Raw genomic sequence first — 17,108 nt, 5'->3', positions numbered from 1 at the left:
GGTATTCCCCCCGTAAAGTAAGCGTCGCGGGAAGTAGAATTTTCTATCAGCGGTACCTTAGGAAATTTGCATGAAGACCTCCCGATTCACGGACAGCCAGATCATCGCCATCTTGAAGCAGGCCGAAGCCGGCACACCGGTTCCGGAGCTATGCCGGGAGCACGGCATGAGCAACGCTAGCTTTTACAAATGGCGGGCCAAATATGGCGGCATGGATGCGGCGCTGATGACACGGATGAAGGAATTGGAAGCCGAGAACGCCCGCCTCAAGAAGATGTATGCCGAGGAACGCCTGAAGGCCGATGTCCTGAAGGAAGCCATCGAAAAAAAGTGGTAAGGCCATCTCACCGACGTGAGATGGCCATGCGTGCCGTGCGAGAACGCGCCCTGACGGTCAAGACGGCCTGCGCTGCCTTTGGCGTGAGCGAGACGTGCTATCGGTATCAGGCCAAGAGCTCGACGGAGAATGACGTCATCGCCGATTGGCTGGTCAAGCTGACCCACAACCAGCGCAACTGGGGGTTCGGTCTGTGCTTCCTGTACCTGCGCAACGTCAAAGGCTTTGGCTGGAATCACAAACGCGTCTATCGTATCTACCGGCAGTTGGAGTTGAACCTGCGCATCAAGCCCCGCAAGCGGCTGGTGCGTGAGCAGCCCGAACCGTTGGCGGTGCCATTGACGTTGAATGAAAGCTGGTCGATGGACTTCATGCACGACCAGTTGGCCGACGGCCGCAGCATTCGGCTGTTCAATGTCATCGACGACTTCAACCGGGAAGGCCTGTGCATCGACGTGGACTTCTCGCTGCCATCACCGCGAGTGATCCGCGCTCTGGATCAGGTCATCGAGTGGCGAGGGCCGCCGCAGGCGATTCGGTGTGACAACGGCCCGGAGTATGTCAGCGAAGCATTGAAGAACTGGGCCCGCAAGCGGGGAATCAGGTTGCAGTTCATCCAGCCAGGCAAGCCTCAACAGAACGCCTATATCGAGCGGTACAACCGGACTGTGCGGTATGACTGGCTGGCGCATTACCTGTTCGAGACCGTCGCCGAAGTCCAGGACTACGCGACAAAATGGCTATGGTCTTACAATCACGAACGCCCCAATATGGCGCTCGGTGGCATTACCCCGAAACAACGATCGGCCATCATGGCCTAGCCTCTACTTCCAGCGACCGCTAGAAATGGGGGGAATACCGGTGGAACGCCCCGTTGTTCTTCGGCCTTCGCCCGTTCAGTTTTTCGGCCGCGTAAACGGCGGGATGCACTCGTCAATGTGGCGGCGGCGGTCTTCGGCTTCTTCATACTAGACATGACCTCATGACTCGGCAGATTCCATCCATCTCGTCAGCCGGTACAGTTGCTCCCCCATATCTCGCCGATAGAGATTTGCAAACTGCGCGCAAGCTGTTTGCACGATATCGCCCCCGAGGAGCCGCTCAAATATGGGATGTGCGTTGGCATAGTGGATGTCAGGGCATCCAAAGGCATTACGATCGGCTTCGCCCCATCGTTCTTTCCGTAGCAGATGAAAAAGTGGCATCGGCCAGTTCGTAACGACAGGTGCAATGCGGGCGACGGCGAGCACGTCCAAATGCTGGGTAGCCGTCATATGAGAGGCATCTAGCTCCAAGCGTCCGACTCCTTGTGAGATGTCCTTGCGCGCGCGGTCAAACGCAGCCAACGCTATATCGACGAGATCATCGCTTCGACCGGGCGCCGGTCGAAGATCGCCGCGAAGCTCTTCCTCAAGCGTCTGTGTAAATTCCAGTACGGCATCCGGCGGCGTTGGGCCGCTGCCGCAGTTCCATTTCAGTTCGTGCCCTCGAGGACATCGCTTGAGGCTACGCCTGTGTAGCGAGAGCATGACCTTGCACGTGGGACAGCGATCTAGTAACCATTGTTTGTGGCGAACACATGCGGTGATGAGCCGGAAGTCCCACAGTGCCGGTGCACTGTGGTGCTCGTTCAGGCAAGCCAGACAGACCACGGACCGGCCGCTTCTGAAATACTCACTCCGCATGGTTCGCCCCATGAAACAACAACAGCCGGAGGCCAAATTGTGTGACAAGCGATACGACAACGCGAGTACGTCCGCCTCCGACAAGCCCGCGGCCTCTTCTAGATACTGAACGGTCTCGTCAGGTGTTTTGTCTGCCTCCGACAACGTCCCCTCCGAGCATACGCCCCAACTGATTCCATCCAGCCCATTAAGCTCCGCCAACCTGGACAGATAGCCATAGAGACTTTCCCCTTTCGCCGGTGTCGGCCGAACTAGTAGCCTCGGATATCTGCCCCGGTTACTGATAACCATAGAACGGCTCCCCTCGCCTGGTGAGAGGGCGCTTCGCGAACGTTGGACTAAACGGATTGCTCTCCGTGTCAGCACCGGGCCAGATGCTGATCTTGAAAGCTTTCTCCAATATCTCCATGTCGACGGTCTCTCGTCCGCTCAGTAGAGCAAGTCGTAGCGCCTCACTGACAAGTTTCATCAGGTAGTCGATCAGTCCATGTGTCGCGTAGAACATGGGCTCTACAACGGATGGCTTGCCAATTGCCGATTGAACGGCAAACGGCAGTCGCTCATCCAGAGTCTTGAGCACGCTGGCGAAAGAGAGTAAGTTGTTGCGGCGCTCAATCGAGAATGGCTCGAGCCGTATCTGGGGCAAGAACCGGCGACGAAGTTGTTCGTTCACTTCGAGAATGCTCGTACAACGAGGCAATCCGAGGAGTACAAATGGAACGCGAGTGGCGTTGATTAACTGCTTGAGCCAGTCGGCCACTTTGTACTCGATTTTTCCGCCTGAGTTGTCGGCGAACTGTTGGAATTCATCGAGCATCGCGATCTCGACCCGGCATTCGCGGAACAGTGTGATGATCCTTGCCGTTTTGCTTTCGGCGGATCCCTTGTCCGCATATGGATCGCCCATCGACATAAGAATGCGCTCCGCTACGTTCTTCACTGTTGGCGCAGATGGGAGCTCCAAGCCAAGGACAGGAATTACGGTGCGATCCTCCAACTCTTCACGGGGATATCTTGCAGCATATGCTTTTCGAAGTGTCGACTTTCCGCAGCCAGATACCCCAGTGATCAACAAACAATCCGGCTCTTCAAGCATGTGCCGACCCACGAAATGGCAGCATTCGATCGCGCGCATAGCGTCTTCAAAAACCGGATAGCGCACCAACCTGCTCCTAAAATCCACGTAGCAGCGATCAGCGTCGACCCTCAGCTTGCCATGCCGTTTTTCAAAGACGAGATCTATCTGGGTCGAGGGCTCTTCTCCACTATCTCGCACTGCTCTGGCTTGCCTGGGCTTTCCTCGTCCTGCCTGGGTTTTGCCCGCATTTGATGTTGCCCCCTTCGAGGGCGCGCTGTCATTCGGCGTCATAGCTTTGAACCTCCTCGCTCAGTATCCATTCCTCAACAAGAGATGAAATCGATTCGATTTGCTGATCGCCGATGCGAGCGCTTTCCTGCTTCGGAAATGGCGTCTCAGCGTGCCGCTGAAGAGCTTCCTTGGCCCGTGCAGCGTTTTTCTTCCCTGCTTTAGGCACCTTGCGCATCTCGAGAAGTTGCGTGGTGAACGCCCTAAGCTCTAGCTTCGCTGCCATCAGACGATCTTTGTATGGCAGGCTCGCGTAATCTTGCCGTGCCTTCTTGCCGAGATAGGTGTGCTGTTCCAAAGTGAGCCCACTCGCGTACGCGGAGTTCGTGCACGGAACCGCTATGTACTCCTTCCTCTCATTGCCCAAGACATATGCCGTTCCCAAATCGTCGGGGTCAAATCTGACCGTCACCGGCACCGATCGCTTGTTTCCGCGTATGCGCTGCAGTTCGTCGGAGGCGTAGGACAGGGAGTTGATCTGAATGCCGTTCCGTCCGAGCTGACGTACTTCGGACCGCCCCAAGTAGACTTTCAGATTCTCGGGATCCTCCACGAGAGTCGGCGGGTCCATGCGTGCGCCCTCGTTCCACTTCTGCAATGGGGCAGCCTGGATTCCTCGATGGAACTCGGAGCCATAGATGTCCACGACCCATCGGTGCAGCGCCTCGTTCAGTTCCCCCAAAGTGAGGACGGCACGTCCTTCGGAGTCGTACCCGAGTCTCTTGTCGTATTTCGCATGAGTTGTGCCCGGTAGCATGTGTGTGAAGGAATAGTTGAGCGTCTTCAAGAATCGCTCGATAGATCCTTTGAGGTACGGTGCACGAGGCTCGCAGTAAGCGATGTGCGTACCAATGTCGGCGCATGCGGTCTCGAGATGACTAGCGTGGAACTCGAGGCCGTTGTCGCACACGAGCAGTTCAATAAAGCCGAAGCAGGGCCACTCGCCAGTGATCGCCGGGAATTTTTCTTTGATGTAGGTCTTAGGCAGGATGGCGTGGCGCAAGCAGCGGAGAACCGAATCTACGTTCGGCTTTCTGAAGCTGACATAGAGACCCACGACCATACGTGAATAGTGGTCGATCATGACCGTGACCCAGGGTCTGCCCAGTAGCATATTGAGGACTTCATCAACTACCAAGATGTCGAAGGGTGTATGGTCAACCTCTACGCGCTGTAGTGGTCGTAGGGATTTGGAGGCTCTGCCATAGAGTCGAAGGTTCTGGCGTGCAATGCGCTCCCCGTATCTGCGCTTGAGCACGTGATACTTGTCATACTGCTCTAGCACACGGTTTATGAGTCTCGCTGACGGACATGGCAACGCCTCACAACGTGGGCGGCCTTTGTTCAGCTTGATAACGGTGGCGCAGATCCAATCTCGCAGCTCTTTCTTGGTCTCGCGTTGCTCTGTCAGGTAGACCTTCTCGATGCCTTCGACAATAAGGTCCAGCACTTCCTGTGGATAGTCGGTCTTCGGGGCTCGCCCTCTTAGCTCCCACTTATCGATGAGGGCGCGAATGTCGAAGTTACCCAGTACCCACCGCTTGCGCCAACGATAGAACGTCGATAGGTCTGGCGGCATCTGGCCGGGACCGATTGCCGCCGCGCATTCTTTGATCGCTTCGGCGACAAGGCGTCGACTCATGCCAAGCACACCGTTCGGGCAGATTGCAGTGAGATATCTCCACTTGCACAAGGCGTTTTTGCGTATAGGTTCAGGGAAGTCCTCAATGCTGCGCTGTACCCACCCCGGAGATTGTTGCCCGGTGTCGTCTACCGGGAAATTTCTTAGATTCGTAAGCCTGAGGTGACCGGTTTCATACAGGCGTAGCAGGTCTTGTCGACTGTAGTCACTAAGCGACCCGTCAGCAGCGGCACGCAGCTGAAATTTGTCGCCAACTATCTCAGTGACCTTGAGGTACGCCTCATCGATCACTAGTATTGCGCCTCGTCTAAACAAAGAGTGCGACATCGTCGTCCTCCCGAAAAAGGCGGATAGCCGTATGTGCCTCGATGGGCTGAGTGAGGTCACAAGCAAGTTCGCGACGAGCTAGACCCTCGATCACCCTGAGCCTACCGCCTAGAAGCTCTTCCGCCTCTTCGAAAGTCATTTGATCGCGGCCCTCCCAGGTCGAAGCGATTTGCGGATTTTCGTACGCGCTGTCTGACGGGATTTTTGATAGTAGATATTGGACTTGAGGAAGACGATGCGAATGCTTCAGTTCAACTTCGGTCAGAAGGACGAACTTTGCGCCGCTCCCGTCAAAGTACCGCTCGATCTCAGCGAACTTCTCCTGGTTTTCTTCTGTATACGCGCGGCTGCGAGGTTTCACTTCCACATACCACTCCCTGCCGTCGTCCCAAGAGAACCTGAAATCGGGTGTGTAGCGCCTCATTCGTCCGCCGCATCGGTATGAAATGCAGATGGGCTGCTCCTGATAGGAAGCGATGCCCCGAGCAAATTCAGCGAGGTGAAGACACCACATCTCTAGCAAGCTTTCGCATCGAACCATTCGGCGCATCTTGCGCGAGGCGAACTTTCCCCTGAACCCTCGGCCAGAAGGCCGCACAGGGTTGCGGGTGCCGTGGTATGGCGGGTTTATCGGAAGTGGATTTCTTCGCGGGAATCGCGGGGAAGAGGCGATGTAGTCGGGCATTGTCGGCCATGTCACTTAGCGCTATTTCGAGGCGACCACCGGCCCGGCGGCAATCCTAGGGATGTCGCCTAGAGCAGTTCCGGTTTTCGGGCGTAATAACTCCCACCCCAAGGTTGTTATCCCAAGGGAAGACCGTTGCGAACCGATGATCGATGAAAGGGCGGCCTTGACCAGCCGACTGCGTGGAGGGATACTTCAAGCGCCAACTGGAAGTATCGGCCTCCTAGCGAGGTCAGCGACGGGGCAAGCCGCCAAGGTTTGTCCCGTTTTTACATTTCGGCATCCTCCTTCGCTTTTCGACGACGCACCCGTGTCGGGCCATACGTCGGCTCGTCCGCAAGAAGTTCGTCGATCCTTACCAAGTCACGTAGCGCTCGGATTTGAGCGGGATATAGCCGGTCAATCTTTTCCCAAAGCTCGTGGCACAGCAGATAGGTTTCGGTTGGCACATCCGGTGGCAGCACGAAGCGCCGCTTCGATTTTTCTGCCGCGAGCCGCATCTCGAGAATGTCTCGATCGCTCAAAGACAATCCTCGATTCAGTTTTCCCAGGAACTCTTCACTAGGAGGCTTCGCTCCAAGCTCAATGGCTGAGACGTAGGCCTGCTCGTAGCCCAGCAGCCTCGCGAGTTCGTGCTGGCGCATCCCGCTGCGCACACGTAGGTCTCGGAGGAAAGTGGAGAATGGGCTACTCATAGCATCGCATCTGGGAAAGGCAGTTGGTACGACACACTGTCGGCTATCAGGAAGCCATTTAAGTACATTGTCAACCACATTTCAAGAAGGAATTGATGCGTAAGCTATTGAAATTAAAGGATTTTGTACAGTTATAGCGATACGAACATAAAGCGCCTCAATAGGCTCTTTTAGGCGAGATGCGGTCAGACGGAAAGCAAGCCGCGAACTATCAATGCGAATTGAGAAGAGGGGCGGATACGGGGTGACCCAATGATGCTATTGCACATCGGACTCCATATAAGGGGGGGCTCGCAACTGAACTAGCAGACCCAGAATGTCCCTGCAGGCATTGCTGATGCTGCTGCGATACGAAGTTGTGCTGGCGATGTGGCCGACGCTCGCGTACTTTGTATGTGACGACCCTCACTGCAATTGCCATGGCTACTACTCGCCTTGCCAGATTCATTCTTAGCGAAGAATTTCACCAAGCAGCATGCGAAGGAATTCGTGAGGCAGTTGTACGGACGCGAGCTGCTGGCGTGGAACCCGCAGGTACCTCCAGCGTCAAGAGTCCTCCCAAGATTGCGAAAGTGACGACAATAGAAGGCCCACCATTGAAGGTTACAGTCATCGAGGGGGAGGCTCTTGAGCGATGGCTCAAAGCTAGAAGGGCGAAGTGCAACCCCTAATTTATCGCCTCAGGTCGCTCGCTGAGCGCGAGATGAAATGGATTTTATGTCTGGCTCAGCAGCAGCGTTGCTCTACTGTGCATCTGCGTTGGACCCGATGCTCACGACGTATGGCTGGTATTAGACGCTGATAGGTGCTCGCGAAATTGAGGATGCAGACCTCGCACGCCACGCAACGAATATGGCTTTGCTTTTGGCCGCTGTCCAGACGCGATGACCGGTATCGTGCATCCACCTCCCGGCTTTGGTAAGCGAGTCGTCGACGACTGATATGTCCATCGAGTCAGCGCCGAATCACTGGCACGCCCCGATCCCAGCCGTTACCGGTTCAACAACACCTCCGCGAGGCCATCCAACTCGGCCTTGCGTTCAGCCCAGTCCGGTAGGATTTGACTCAGCAACCGGTAGAAGCGTTTGCTGTGATTGTGCTCTCTGAGGTGGCACAACTCATGGGCCACCACGTACTCAATGCACGCCTTTGGCGCTTTCACGAGATGGGGGTTGAGCAGCACCTCGCCTTTTGAAGAGCAGCTACCCCATTGCGTTCTCATCGACAGCAGTCGCGCAGGCGGTAGCACTTGGCGGATGCCCATGCGAGGAGCCATTTCCGCGATCACGCGCGCGAATACTTCGGCCGCCCGTTCGCGGTACCACGCCTCAAGCAAGCGGCGCACAGCCAGCGCATCGCGCTTTGTCGTCGCGATTTCCAGGCACCCACGCCACATACGCACCCCGGAGGACTCGCCATGTGCCGGCTGCACCTTCAACATGTGGCGCCGGCCTAGGTAGAAGTGGGTCTCCCCGCTGACGTATTCCCTGGGCAGCACATGGAGCTTACGCTCGCGCTGGGCCTGCAGTTGTTGCCACACCCAGCCTGCCCGTTGTCGGAGAGCATGCTTGACGTCTAGCAGGGCTGCTCCCTCTGGGGCATCCACTTGCACCGCGCCATCTGGCATCACGTGGATCGACACACGTCGTTGAGGGCGAGGGAGAAAGCGAACCGAGAAGCGGATGCGCTCGTCGCCATAGGCGACGGAATACTGAGCCATCTCAGTGCCCCTCTCGCGCCAACCCCACCCGCGTGACCTGAATCACCTGGTCGATCGCCTCTTTTGCTTTGTCGAGCCCCATTAGGCCAAAGAGCCCGGGCAGCAGCGCTTTGCGGATGGACGCCTCGATATTTTGCGAATTCAGCGAATGCTCGGCCACGGCCTGTTGCACCACGCCATCGATATCCTTGGCTTGCTGGATCAACGCGGTCTGGTCGGCCTGCTCGAAGGCGTCCTCGCCAAGCACCAAGCGACAGATGCCGAAATAGGCGCGTACGTGCTTGCTCTCTCCAAGTCCATCAGGCAGGTTGCCTACGTCGCGCACCTTGACCTGCTCCTCGAACTTTTTGAACAGCGCATATTGCTTGAGCGGATGGTCGAACATGGCCTCGGCCTCCGCGATTGCCTGCTTCAGCAGGTCGGCGAACACCTTTTGCGCGTAGGGGTCGTCGGCCAGGTCCTGCTCAATGGTCTTCTTCAAACGCGTGCGGATCATATCCGTCTCGTTGCGCGTCTTCTCCTCGCTCCACTGCTCCGTGGCTTCCGGCTGGCCCAACTGGTGGACCACATACACGCCCTCGGGCTCGTGCACCAAGCTGCCGATCACCTGCTTGTCCACCAAGCGGCGAATCTGCTCTTCGTAGACGCTGTAGTCCACCGTTTCAAGCGCATCCTGCCTGGCGATTGTGCGCAGGCTGGTGAAGAAGCGCAGATCCTCCTTGTAGCGCCGCACATCGGCTTCCGAGAAACTGTGGTCTTCGAAGAAGCTGCGTGACGATAAGGCGGTCTGCAGGCACAGGCCAAACGCTGTCAATGCGCCGTAGAAGTGCTCGCGCACCTTCTGGCGCGTGTCGTAGGTCTGGCCGTCCTCATCTTCAGCGTAGCGCGGCATCAAGACTTGGCGGTATTGCTCAAGATCCTGCTTGTTCTTCACCTCAGCGAAGATCGCCCAAAGCGCATCGTGCTGGCTGGGCAGCCGTTTGTACTCCGTGCTGATCTGGTGATACAGCCCCTCGATGTCGGCCAATTCGTATCCGCCTTGGGTGCGAGCCTCCAGATCTTGATAAGCCCGTACCGCGATGTCCAATTCCTTGAGGATGCCGCGGTAATCCACCAGCACGCCGTAGCGCTTGGCCTCGTGCAGACGATTCACACGAGCTACGGCTTGGATCAGATTGTGCTCCTTCAACGGCTTGTCGATGTAGAGCACCGTGTTGCGCGGCTCGTCAAAGCCCGTCAGCAACCGGTCCACCACAATGAGGAGATCCGGATCACCGTCGCTGCTAAAGTCCTGCAGGATCTGTTCTTCGTAGAATTCGGCGTCCTTGCCCACATGGGTTTTCCACCACTTCTGCACCTCCGGCAAATTACTCTCGTCAACCTCGGTGTTGCCTTCGCGGCTGTCGGGAGGCGAGATAATGACTGCGCTGCTCACTAGGCCCGTGTCGTCCAAATACTGCTTGTAGCGGATGGCTTCGAGCTTACTGGCCGTAGCCACCTGACCTTTAAGCCCCAAGCCAAGCTTCTTGATGTTCTCACTAAAGTGTTGGGCAATATCCCAAGCAATCAACTCGATGCGGTTGGCGGCGCCATACACCGCCTGCTTGTTCGCGAACTTGCGCTTTAGGTCAGCCGACTGTTCAGGACTGAGCCCCGCCGTGATGCGGTCGAACCAGCGGTTGACGGCATCCTCATTTATCGTCAATTCGGGGACGCGCTCTTCATATAGCAGCGGCGCCACAGTACCGTCCTCCACCGCGCGCTGCAAAGTATAGGCGTGCACGATGGGGCCAAACTTGTTGGCCGTTTTGTCCTTCCTCAGCAACGGCGTTCCGGTAAAGGCCACGTACGCAGCGCGGGGCAGAGCCTTACGCATGCGCTCGTGCGTTTCGCCGCCATGACTACGGTGACCTTCGTCCACGAGCACGATCATGTCAGCTGAGGGGTTGTAGCATTCGGGCAGTTTCGACGCCGTGGCGAACTTGTGGACAAGTGTAAAGATGATCCGCTCTGTGCCATGGCCGATGCGCTTTGCCAGGTCACGGCCCGAGCCGACCTTGGCCTTTTCACCATCCTTTTTGGTGGCCACGGCCGAGCCGAATGCCCCACTATTCATGAAATTGCGCGCCAACTGGTCTTCGAGGTCCAGACGGTCGGTCACCACAATCACGCGGCAGGCTTGAGTGCTCTGATGCAGCACTAGCGCTTTGGTCAGGAAGACCATAGTGAAGCTCTTGCCTGAGCCTGTGGTGTGCCAAACCACGCCGCCTTCGCGCCCACCGTCGGGCTTGCGTAGGTTAATGCGCTCCAGCAACTCCCGGATGCCGAAAAACTGCTGGTACCGCGCCACCACCTTTCCGGTCTTGCGATCGAACAGCACAAACACGCGAAGGAACTCAAGCAAGCGTTCGGGCTTCAGCAATGCAGCCAGCAAGCGGTCCTGATCGGTTGGAAGCAGGGGTCGAGCCCACAGCTCGCGGCAGTAGGCTTGCAGCTCTGGAGGCTTTCCGGCCAGCAGCACAGCTTGCACATCTTCATTTAGCGGCTGGTTCTTCCATTCACCGAGCTGCGCATCGCTGAACTGCTCTTCACGCCAGCGCGCCCAAAATTTCATCGGCGTGCCGGCGGTGCCGTAACGCCCTTCGGTGTAGCTTACGGCCAGCAGCAACTGCGCATAGGCAAAAAGGTGCGGAATCTCATCGTGGCGCTGGTTGCGCAATTGCTGGCTGATGCCCTCATCCATCATGGCCTTACCGGTGTGCGCGGTCTCAGGTCGCTTGACCTCGATCACCGCCAGCGGCAGGCCGTTCACATAAGCTACCACATCAGGCACCCTGTGGTGCGTGCCGTGGGTGGAGAGCACTTCCAACTCCTCTGTCACATCCCAGCGGTTGGCGGTCACGTCCAGCCAGTCAACCAATGCGATAGTGGGCTGGTGCTTTTTTCCGTCAGGCATGAACTCGGTAACCGTCACACCCAATGTAAGCATCTGGTAGAGCCGCTCATTGGCCGGTAGCAAGCCCTCGACCAAATTCAGCGTCTGCACCTGCCGAACGATCTGGTCGATTCCGCTGGGTGACAGCGGGTACTGCTCCCCTTTGTACTCGAACCGGCGGGCTTGCAGCACCTCAATCAGTCGCGTTTTCAGAATGACTTCGCGCGTGCTGCCGCGTAGAGCCAGGGCCTCTGCCGTGGGTAAGAAGTGCCAACCCAGGTTGATGAGCAAATGCAATGCGGACAAGTGGGCGCTGTATTGCTCGCGCGTTTGGGGGACGCCACTCATGCGACCTCCGGTTCCGCTGTGATCGCCGGCAGTCGGACGCGACACTTGCCGGTAAGCAGGTCGGCCATGAGTGCGCGCTTTTGCGCTTGCAAGGCCTCAAGATCCGCTTGGAGAAGTCTGACGTCCTCGGAGGCAGCCGCCAATACGTCAGCGATATATCGCTGACGCTCCATCGGCGGCACAGGCACCTTCACGTTCATGAAATATGCCGGCCGAATGTTCAGTAGGCCGTTATTCCTTACCCCCGTGTTGACCAGAGCCCCCAACTGATCATGGAGATAGTCAGCTTCAAAGAGGTATTTGAAGAAGCCTGGATGGCATCGGTCATTAAGCTTGAAGCAAACATACACGTGAGGTACCAAGCCCTCTTCGTAGTCTTCCAAAGGAAAGACGCAGCCAAATTCGTATAATTTTGAGTTGCCCTTGTTATAGGCGAACTCACCACGTCTCAACAGAACGTAGTTGTTCAAGCTTTTTCCCGCCATAAAGCGGCTGTATTTTTGATCTTGCCGAACAAATCCAGCACCTGACGAAATCATCAGTACCGGATGCTCGGTACCATCGCTAGAACGCTGCACGCGCTCAGAGATGGCCGAGAGCGGATATTTCTTCAGCCGCTCTCGGCCATCAAAGAGCAACTCTTGCATTAGTCCTTGCTTCTGCTTGCGGCTATTGACTAGGAGCTTTTCCGTGGTGGAGACGGCGTCATCCCACACCTGAAGGGTCCTTGAGATCCAACGTTGGGTTGGCAAATCTGGCACCAAAACTTCTTGCCTGTCGATGTCTGATTTTTTGACATGTACGAGTGTTGCTTTGAAGCCATGGGCCTTGGCCTCAATGCGATCCGTCACATGACGAAGGGCCCAGTAAAGCCAGCCCTTGTCAATGCCATGTCGACAATTGACCTTAAAGATATGCTGATTGAGGACACCCGTTTTCCCCTTCCAGCGGGTTGGACCAAATGAGACCCCTTTGGTGCCGGCCCATGCGAATAGCAGTTGGCCCGGTTCTACGAGCCATCGTGACTCCACCGGCCCTGAGTAGTAATCAAAACTATTGCCGCCATTCAGGTTCTGAATACGGATAATGGGGTAACCCTCCGTGCCCCAGTCTGCCGGACCAAAACCATGGCCATTCTGCATGTGGCATATGTCGGCGACCGATTGGCGCTTCCAGCCTTTAGACAACATCCTTCGCCCCCTTGCCCCTCTCCCGTCGGCTGCTGATCTGCTTATCGACCTGTTCCAGATCACTCATAGCCAAGCTCCTTCATGTAGCCGGCCATCTTTTCCTCCAGCATTGCCAGCTCAGCCTTGAGCTTTCGCCGCTCATCGCGCACCGCAATTAGGTCGATGGTCTCCGCTTCCTCAAAGGTGTCTACGTAGCGAGGGATATTGAGATTAAAGTCGTTCTGAGCGATCTCGACCGGGCTGGCCAAGTAGGCGTACTTGTCCACACTCCGGCGGGCACGCACCGTCTGCTCGATGCAACTCAGATCCTGCGCACGCAGGACGTTCTGGTTTTTGCCCTCCTGATAGTCGCGGCTGGCGTCGATGAAGAGCACCTTGTCATCGACCTTCTTCTTGCGCAGAACCAAGATAGCAGCGGGGATACCGGTGCCGTAGAAGAGCTTCTCTGGCAAGCCGATGACCACATCAAGCAAGTTTTCCTCGATTAGCTTTTGGCGGATCTTGCCCTCGGCCGCCCCGCGGAACAATACGCCGTGTGGCACCACCACGGCCATGCGGCCGGTGCCGGGCTTCATTGTTTCGACCATGTGCAGAATGAAGGCGTAGTCGGCCTTAGTGCGCGGCGGTACGCCACGGCGAAAGCGCTTGTAGGCGTCATCGGCCGCCGACTCATAGCCCCACTTCTCCAGAGAGAACGGCGGGTTGGCTACCACCACATCGAAATGCTTTAGCAGACCCTTGCTGTCGAGCAGCTTCGGGTTGCGCAGAGTGTCACCCCATTCGATCCGGTGGTTGTCTTCCGCATGCAGGAACATGTTCATTTTGGCCAGGGCCCAAGTACTTCCGATGGCTTCTTGCCCGAACAATGCATACGTGCGACTCCCAGTGTTGGACCGAATAAGCTGGCCGCATTTCATCAACAGCGAACCGGAGCCGCAAGTCGGGTCGCAGATCTCGTCTCCTTTTTGCGGCTCCATGAGGCGAGCCATAAGCTGTGACACCTCGGGAGGGGTATAGAACTCACCTGCCTTCTTGCCGCTCGTGGATGCAAAGTTCTTTATGAGAAATTCATAGGCATTACCGATGACGTCTAGGTTGCCGACTCTGCCCTCGCGAAGATCTAGCTCGGGCTTGGCAAAGTCTTCCAATAGATGACGCAAGATGTCGTTCTTCTGCGCCTCGTCGCCCAACTTGGTCGAGTTAAAACTAATGTCCTGGAAGACATCACGCAACTTAGTGAGATTGGCCTCCTCAATGGCATGCAAAGCTTTGTCGATGCGCTCGCCATTGCCGGGCTGGTGCCGGGCCACGTGCAAGGTGTAGAAGTTTGCGCTGCGGGGCAGCACGAAGCGCTCATTCTTAAGCAGTTCTTCGATTAACTCTGGATAATCACCATGTTCTGTCTTATAGCGCTCGTAGTGGTCCTGCCAGACATCGGAGATGTATTTCAGAAATAGCATCGTCAAGACATAGTCCTTATAGATGCTTGGGTCCACCGTACCACGAAATGTGTCACAAGCCGCCCAGACTGCGGCATTGATCGAATCTTGTTGAATAGAGATAGACGTCATGATGTCAATTTAATTCGATTGGGCTTCGCTCGAAGTTAAGGCGAGCGCCAAGGCATCGAGCTGCTGCTGACGATTGCGGATCAAGGCCTGCATCTGACGCTCTTCGTGCGCGGCGGCTTCTGCAAGGGCGACAATCGTGTGCTGTTGATGAAGCGGTGGTACCGCTAACGGCAAGGCCTCCAATACCGGGCGTCGAATACTCAATTGATCCGAGCCTTGGGCATTGCTGGCAAGGTACCGCTGGGCGGGCTGTCGATTGATCTGCCAGGCTAAAAACTCGGGAATCAGTGTCGGGGACTTGATCCGCAACAAAAAGAAGTTCGGCGAGCAAACGGTGGGCTTGCCAACCTCGCGCAGGCAGACGGCATAGTTGCGTGCCCCTTTGGCAACAAAAAGCACGTCGCCCGACTCCAGCCACTGCACATGTTTGTGTGCATCCACTTCCGTGCGAACCAGCCCGTGCCAGTCTATCTCGCCGCCGGGACTCAAATCGCGCATCTGCAGCGCGTACGCATTTCCCTCCTCAACAACGGGTACGCTGCCTCGAAAGGGGTGACCGGCCTGGACATCGACCAAGCTCTTCAGAATCCAGTTCATTTCGCATCAATTCGATTGATGCAAGATTGTGCTTGCGGGCGCGAAGAAGTTCAACTACGATTCATCTCAATCGCATCATTGCGATTGATGCAAAACAACCTAACGGGAAAGAGAATGAAAGAGTACGAAGTGAACTGCGTCACTAAGCCGCTGCGGAACAGTCCGCACGAGCACATCACCCACATTGGGCATTCGGTGAACAAATGGCGGCTTACCAGGGAGGCAGCTATCTCTCGCATCGAGTCGAAAACGGAAGCGTTCTACACGGTCGACAAAGTCACCGGGAAGCGCGCCTACATCGGCGTGGTGAAAGTGCCCGGAAAGGCCCCCTACCTGAGAACTCATGCAGATGGGAAGTGGAATGACAATCTGCTTGCGCAGGCGGAATGTGGCACCGACTGCAAAATCCTCTGAAACGTACTGTCCCGTGCGCCCCGACCCGTGTCGGGGCCAGATCAATCATCCAGGTCTCTCATCATCTGCAAGGAACAAGCTAGGTGGACTCACTTTCAACTCTTGTGCAAAGCCCTCTGTTCTCGCGACTATCCATTGTTTCAATCAGCGTCGCACTAGTTGCCTTCTTCTGGTGGCGCGCCGGATCGATCCACAGCATTTTGGAGCGACTCTGGCTCCTTATCGCTGGTAAAACAGAAGTCCACACTCCTGAACCGCCCCGGGTTTAGTGGAGGCTTCAATTCTTGAGAGAATGGAGCCCATGAGCAAGCAAACCAAGTTTTCCCCCGAGGTCCGAGAGCGGGCTGTACGTCTGGTTCGAGAGCAGCGCAGCGAGCATCCGTCGCTGTGGGCGGCAGTCGAATCCATCGCACCGATGATCGGTTGCACAAGCCAGACACTGTTGGGGTGGGTCAAACAAGAGCAAGTCGAGAGTGGCGAGCGCGATGGCGTGACCACGTCGGAGCGTGAGCGCCTCAAGGCGCTGGAGCGTGAGGTAAAGGAGTTGCGCCGCGCCAACGAGATCCTGAAGCTGGCGAGCGCGTTTTTCGCCCAGGCGGAGCTCGACCGCCGTTTGAAGTCCTGAAGGCCTTTGTCGAGCGGCATCGCGACGCCTTCGGGGTCGAGCCGATCTGCAAGGTCTTGCAGATTGCTCCGTCGGGCTATCGGCGCCATGCTGCGCAGCTTCGCGATCCATCGCGGCGCTCTGCGCGAGCCAAACGCGATGAGTGGCTACGGCCCGAGATCAAGCGAGTCTGGCAGGCCAACATGCAGGTCTACGGGGCCGACAAGGTTTGGAAGCAGATGAACCGGGAAGGCATCGCGGTGGCACGCTGTACGGTCGAGAGGCTGATGAGGCAGCAGAATCTGCGCGGCGTGATTCGCGGCAAGCGGGTTCGCACGACGACTCCAGATGCGAGAGCAGCGCGCCCACCGGATCTGGTCAGCCGCCAGTTCAGGGCCCAGCGGCCGAACCAGCTCTGGGTTTCGGACTTCACCTACGTTTCGACGTGGCAGGGCTGGCTGTACGTGGCCTTCGTGATCGACGTGTTCGCGCGGCGCATCGTCGGCTGGCGGGTCAGTCCGTCGATGACCACGGACTTCGTTCTGGATGCACTTGAACAGGCGCTTTACGCTCGCCAGCCTGGCAATGATGGTTCTCTCATCCACCACTCCGACAGGGGCTCGCAGTACGTCAGCATTCGCTATAGCGAGCGCTTGGCCGAGGCAGCGATCGAACCGTCGGTTGGCAGCCGGGGCGACAGCTATGACAACGCCTTGGCCGAGACGATCAACGGCCTGTACAAGGCTGAACTGATCCATCGTCGTACTGCCTGGAAGACGCGTGAATCCGTTGAGCTGGCCACGCTGGAATGGGTAGCCTGGTTCAATCACCACCGGCTGATGGAACCCCTTGGCTATATCCCGCCCGCCGAAGCTGAGGCAATGAAATGAACGTCTCCCAACCCTGGGTCCGCTAGGGTAAGCCTGGATGCAGGTGGTTCCTCCTCACGGGCCGACGGCATCGGAGTGCACAAGATGGAAGATCATGGAGGT

The 17,108-nt window shown here is 56.9% G+C and carries 14 protein-coding genes, 1 pseudogene and 1 other annotated feature; of the genes and pseudogenes, 4 read left to right on the top strand and 11 right to left on the bottom strand.

Features of this window, described 5'->3' with window-relative positions:
- The first annotated feature begins 70 nt into the window (after positions 1-70).
- Positions 71-1,158 (top strand): IS3 family transposase gene (locus AC3FLX_RS33150; protein ID WP_488696234.1). Its coding sequence is split into 2 segments (ribosomal slippage): positions 71-323 and positions 323-1,158, totalling 1,089 coding nucleotides; the frame shifts between segments, so codons are not numbered across the junction.
- 159 nt (positions 1,159-1,317) lie between these two features.
- Here AC3FLX_RS33150 and AC3FLX_RS33145 read toward each other — a convergent pair.
- The 11 genes and pseudogenes from AC3FLX_RS33145 to AC3FLX_RS33095 form a co-directional block, all read right to left on the bottom strand.
- Positions 1,318-1,866 (bottom strand): hypothetical protein, encoded by a 549-nt coding sequence (locus tag AC3FLX_RS33145; RefSeq protein WP_488701529.1) that lies wholly within the window; start codon positions 1,864-1,866, stop codon positions 1,318-1,320.
- 45 nt (positions 1,867-1,911) lie between these two features.
- Positions 1,912-2,313: pseudogene (locus AC3FLX_RS33140) on the bottom strand (TniQ family protein); the annotation flags it as partial.
- Positions 2,300-3,391 carry a TniB family NTP-binding protein gene (locus tag AC3FLX_RS33135; protein WP_488701527.1) on the bottom strand — a complete coding sequence of 364 codons (1,092 nt, stop codon included), beginning with the start codon at positions 3,389-3,391 and terminating at the stop codon, positions 2,300-2,302. The pseudogene AC3FLX_RS33140 and the gene AC3FLX_RS33135, both read right to left, overlap by 14 nt.
- On the bottom strand, positions 3,378-5,030 hold the full coding sequence (locus AC3FLX_RS33130; RefSeq protein WP_488701526.1) for a Mu transposase C-terminal domain-containing protein: 1,653 nt from the start codon (positions 5,028-5,030) through the stop codon (positions 3,378-3,380). The genes AC3FLX_RS33135 and AC3FLX_RS33130 overlap by 14 nt, the downstream gene beginning before the upstream one ends.
- Before the next feature lie 307 nt (positions 5,031-5,337).
- The gene (locus tag AC3FLX_RS33125; RefSeq protein ID WP_488701528.1) at positions 5,338-5,871 is read right to left on the bottom strand and encodes a TnsA endonuclease N-terminal domain-containing protein; all 534 of its coding nucleotides are present in this window, start codon (positions 5,869-5,871) and stop codon (positions 5,338-5,340) included.
- Positions 5,872-6,311: 440 nt separating this feature from the next.
- A complete protein-coding gene (locus tag AC3FLX_RS33120) occupies positions 6,312-6,737 on the bottom strand; it encodes a helix-turn-helix domain-containing protein (protein ID WP_488701525.1) in 426 nt (141 codons plus the stop codon).
- 991 nt (positions 6,738-7,728) lie between these two features.
- Positions 7,729-8,457: a M48 family metallopeptidase gene (locus tag AC3FLX_RS33115; RefSeq protein ID WP_488701524.1), complete on the bottom strand. Its 729-nt coding sequence runs from the start codon at positions 8,455-8,457 to the stop codon at positions 7,729-7,731.
- 1 nt (position 8,458) lies between these two features.
- Positions 8,459-11,740 (bottom strand): type I restriction endonuclease subunit R, encoded by a 3,282-nt coding sequence (locus tag AC3FLX_RS33110; RefSeq protein ID WP_488701523.1) that lies wholly within the window; start codon positions 11,738-11,740, stop codon positions 8,459-8,461.
- Positions 11,737-12,930 carry a restriction endonuclease subunit S gene (locus AC3FLX_RS33105; protein WP_488701522.1) on the bottom strand — a complete coding sequence of 398 codons (1,194 nt, stop codon included), beginning with the start codon at positions 12,928-12,930 and terminating at the stop codon, positions 11,737-11,739. Before AC3FLX_RS33105 ends, AC3FLX_RS33110 begins: the two co-directional genes overlap by 4 nt.
- 59 nt (positions 12,931-12,989) lie before the next feature.
- Positions 12,990-14,501 (bottom strand): type I restriction-modification system subunit M, encoded by a 1,512-nt coding sequence (locus AC3FLX_RS33100; protein WP_488701521.1) that lies wholly within the window; start codon positions 14,499-14,501, stop codon positions 12,990-12,992.
- A gap of 9 nt (positions 14,502-14,510) precedes the next feature.
- Positions 14,511-15,098, bottom strand: coding sequence for a restriction endonuclease subunit S domain-containing protein (locus AC3FLX_RS33095; RefSeq protein ID WP_488701520.1), 588 nt, complete (start codon positions 15,096-15,098; stop codon positions 14,511-14,513).
- 114 nt (positions 15,099-15,212) lie between these two features.
- Here AC3FLX_RS33095 and AC3FLX_RS33090 point away from each other — a divergent pair, with 114 nt between their 5' ends.
- The 3 genes from AC3FLX_RS33090 (at position 15,213) to AC3FLX_RS33080 (ending at position 17,006) form a co-directional block, all read left to right on the top strand.
- Complete coding sequence (locus AC3FLX_RS33090; RefSeq protein ID WP_488701519.1) at positions 15,213-15,512, top strand: DUF3892 domain-containing protein; 300 nt, start codon at positions 15,213-15,215, stop codon at positions 15,510-15,512.
- Between the two features lie 83 nt (positions 15,513-15,595).
- Positions 15,596-15,781: a DUF6216 family protein gene (locus AC3FLX_RS33085; RefSeq protein WP_488701518.1), complete on the top strand. Its 186-nt coding sequence runs from the start codon at positions 15,596-15,598 to the stop codon at positions 15,779-15,781.
- 32 nt (positions 15,782-15,813) lie between these two features.
- Positions 15,814-17,006, top strand: a protein-coding gene (locus AC3FLX_RS33080) for an IS3 family transposase (protein ID WP_488701517.1) whose coding sequence is annotated in 2 segments (ribosomal slippage) — positions 15,814-16,102 and positions 16,102-17,006 — 1,194 coding nt in all. Because the reading frame shifts where the segments join, the coding sequence is not laid out codon by codon here.
- Positions 16,092-16,208 (top strand) — a sequence feature (AL1L pseudoknot). It overlaps the preceding gene by 117 nt.
- Positions 17,007-17,108 lie beyond the last annotated feature (102 nt).

It is taken from the genome of Cupriavidus sp. 291-E7 (assembly GCF_057798835.1).
This window is presented reverse-complemented; position numbering and strand designations above follow the sequence as displayed.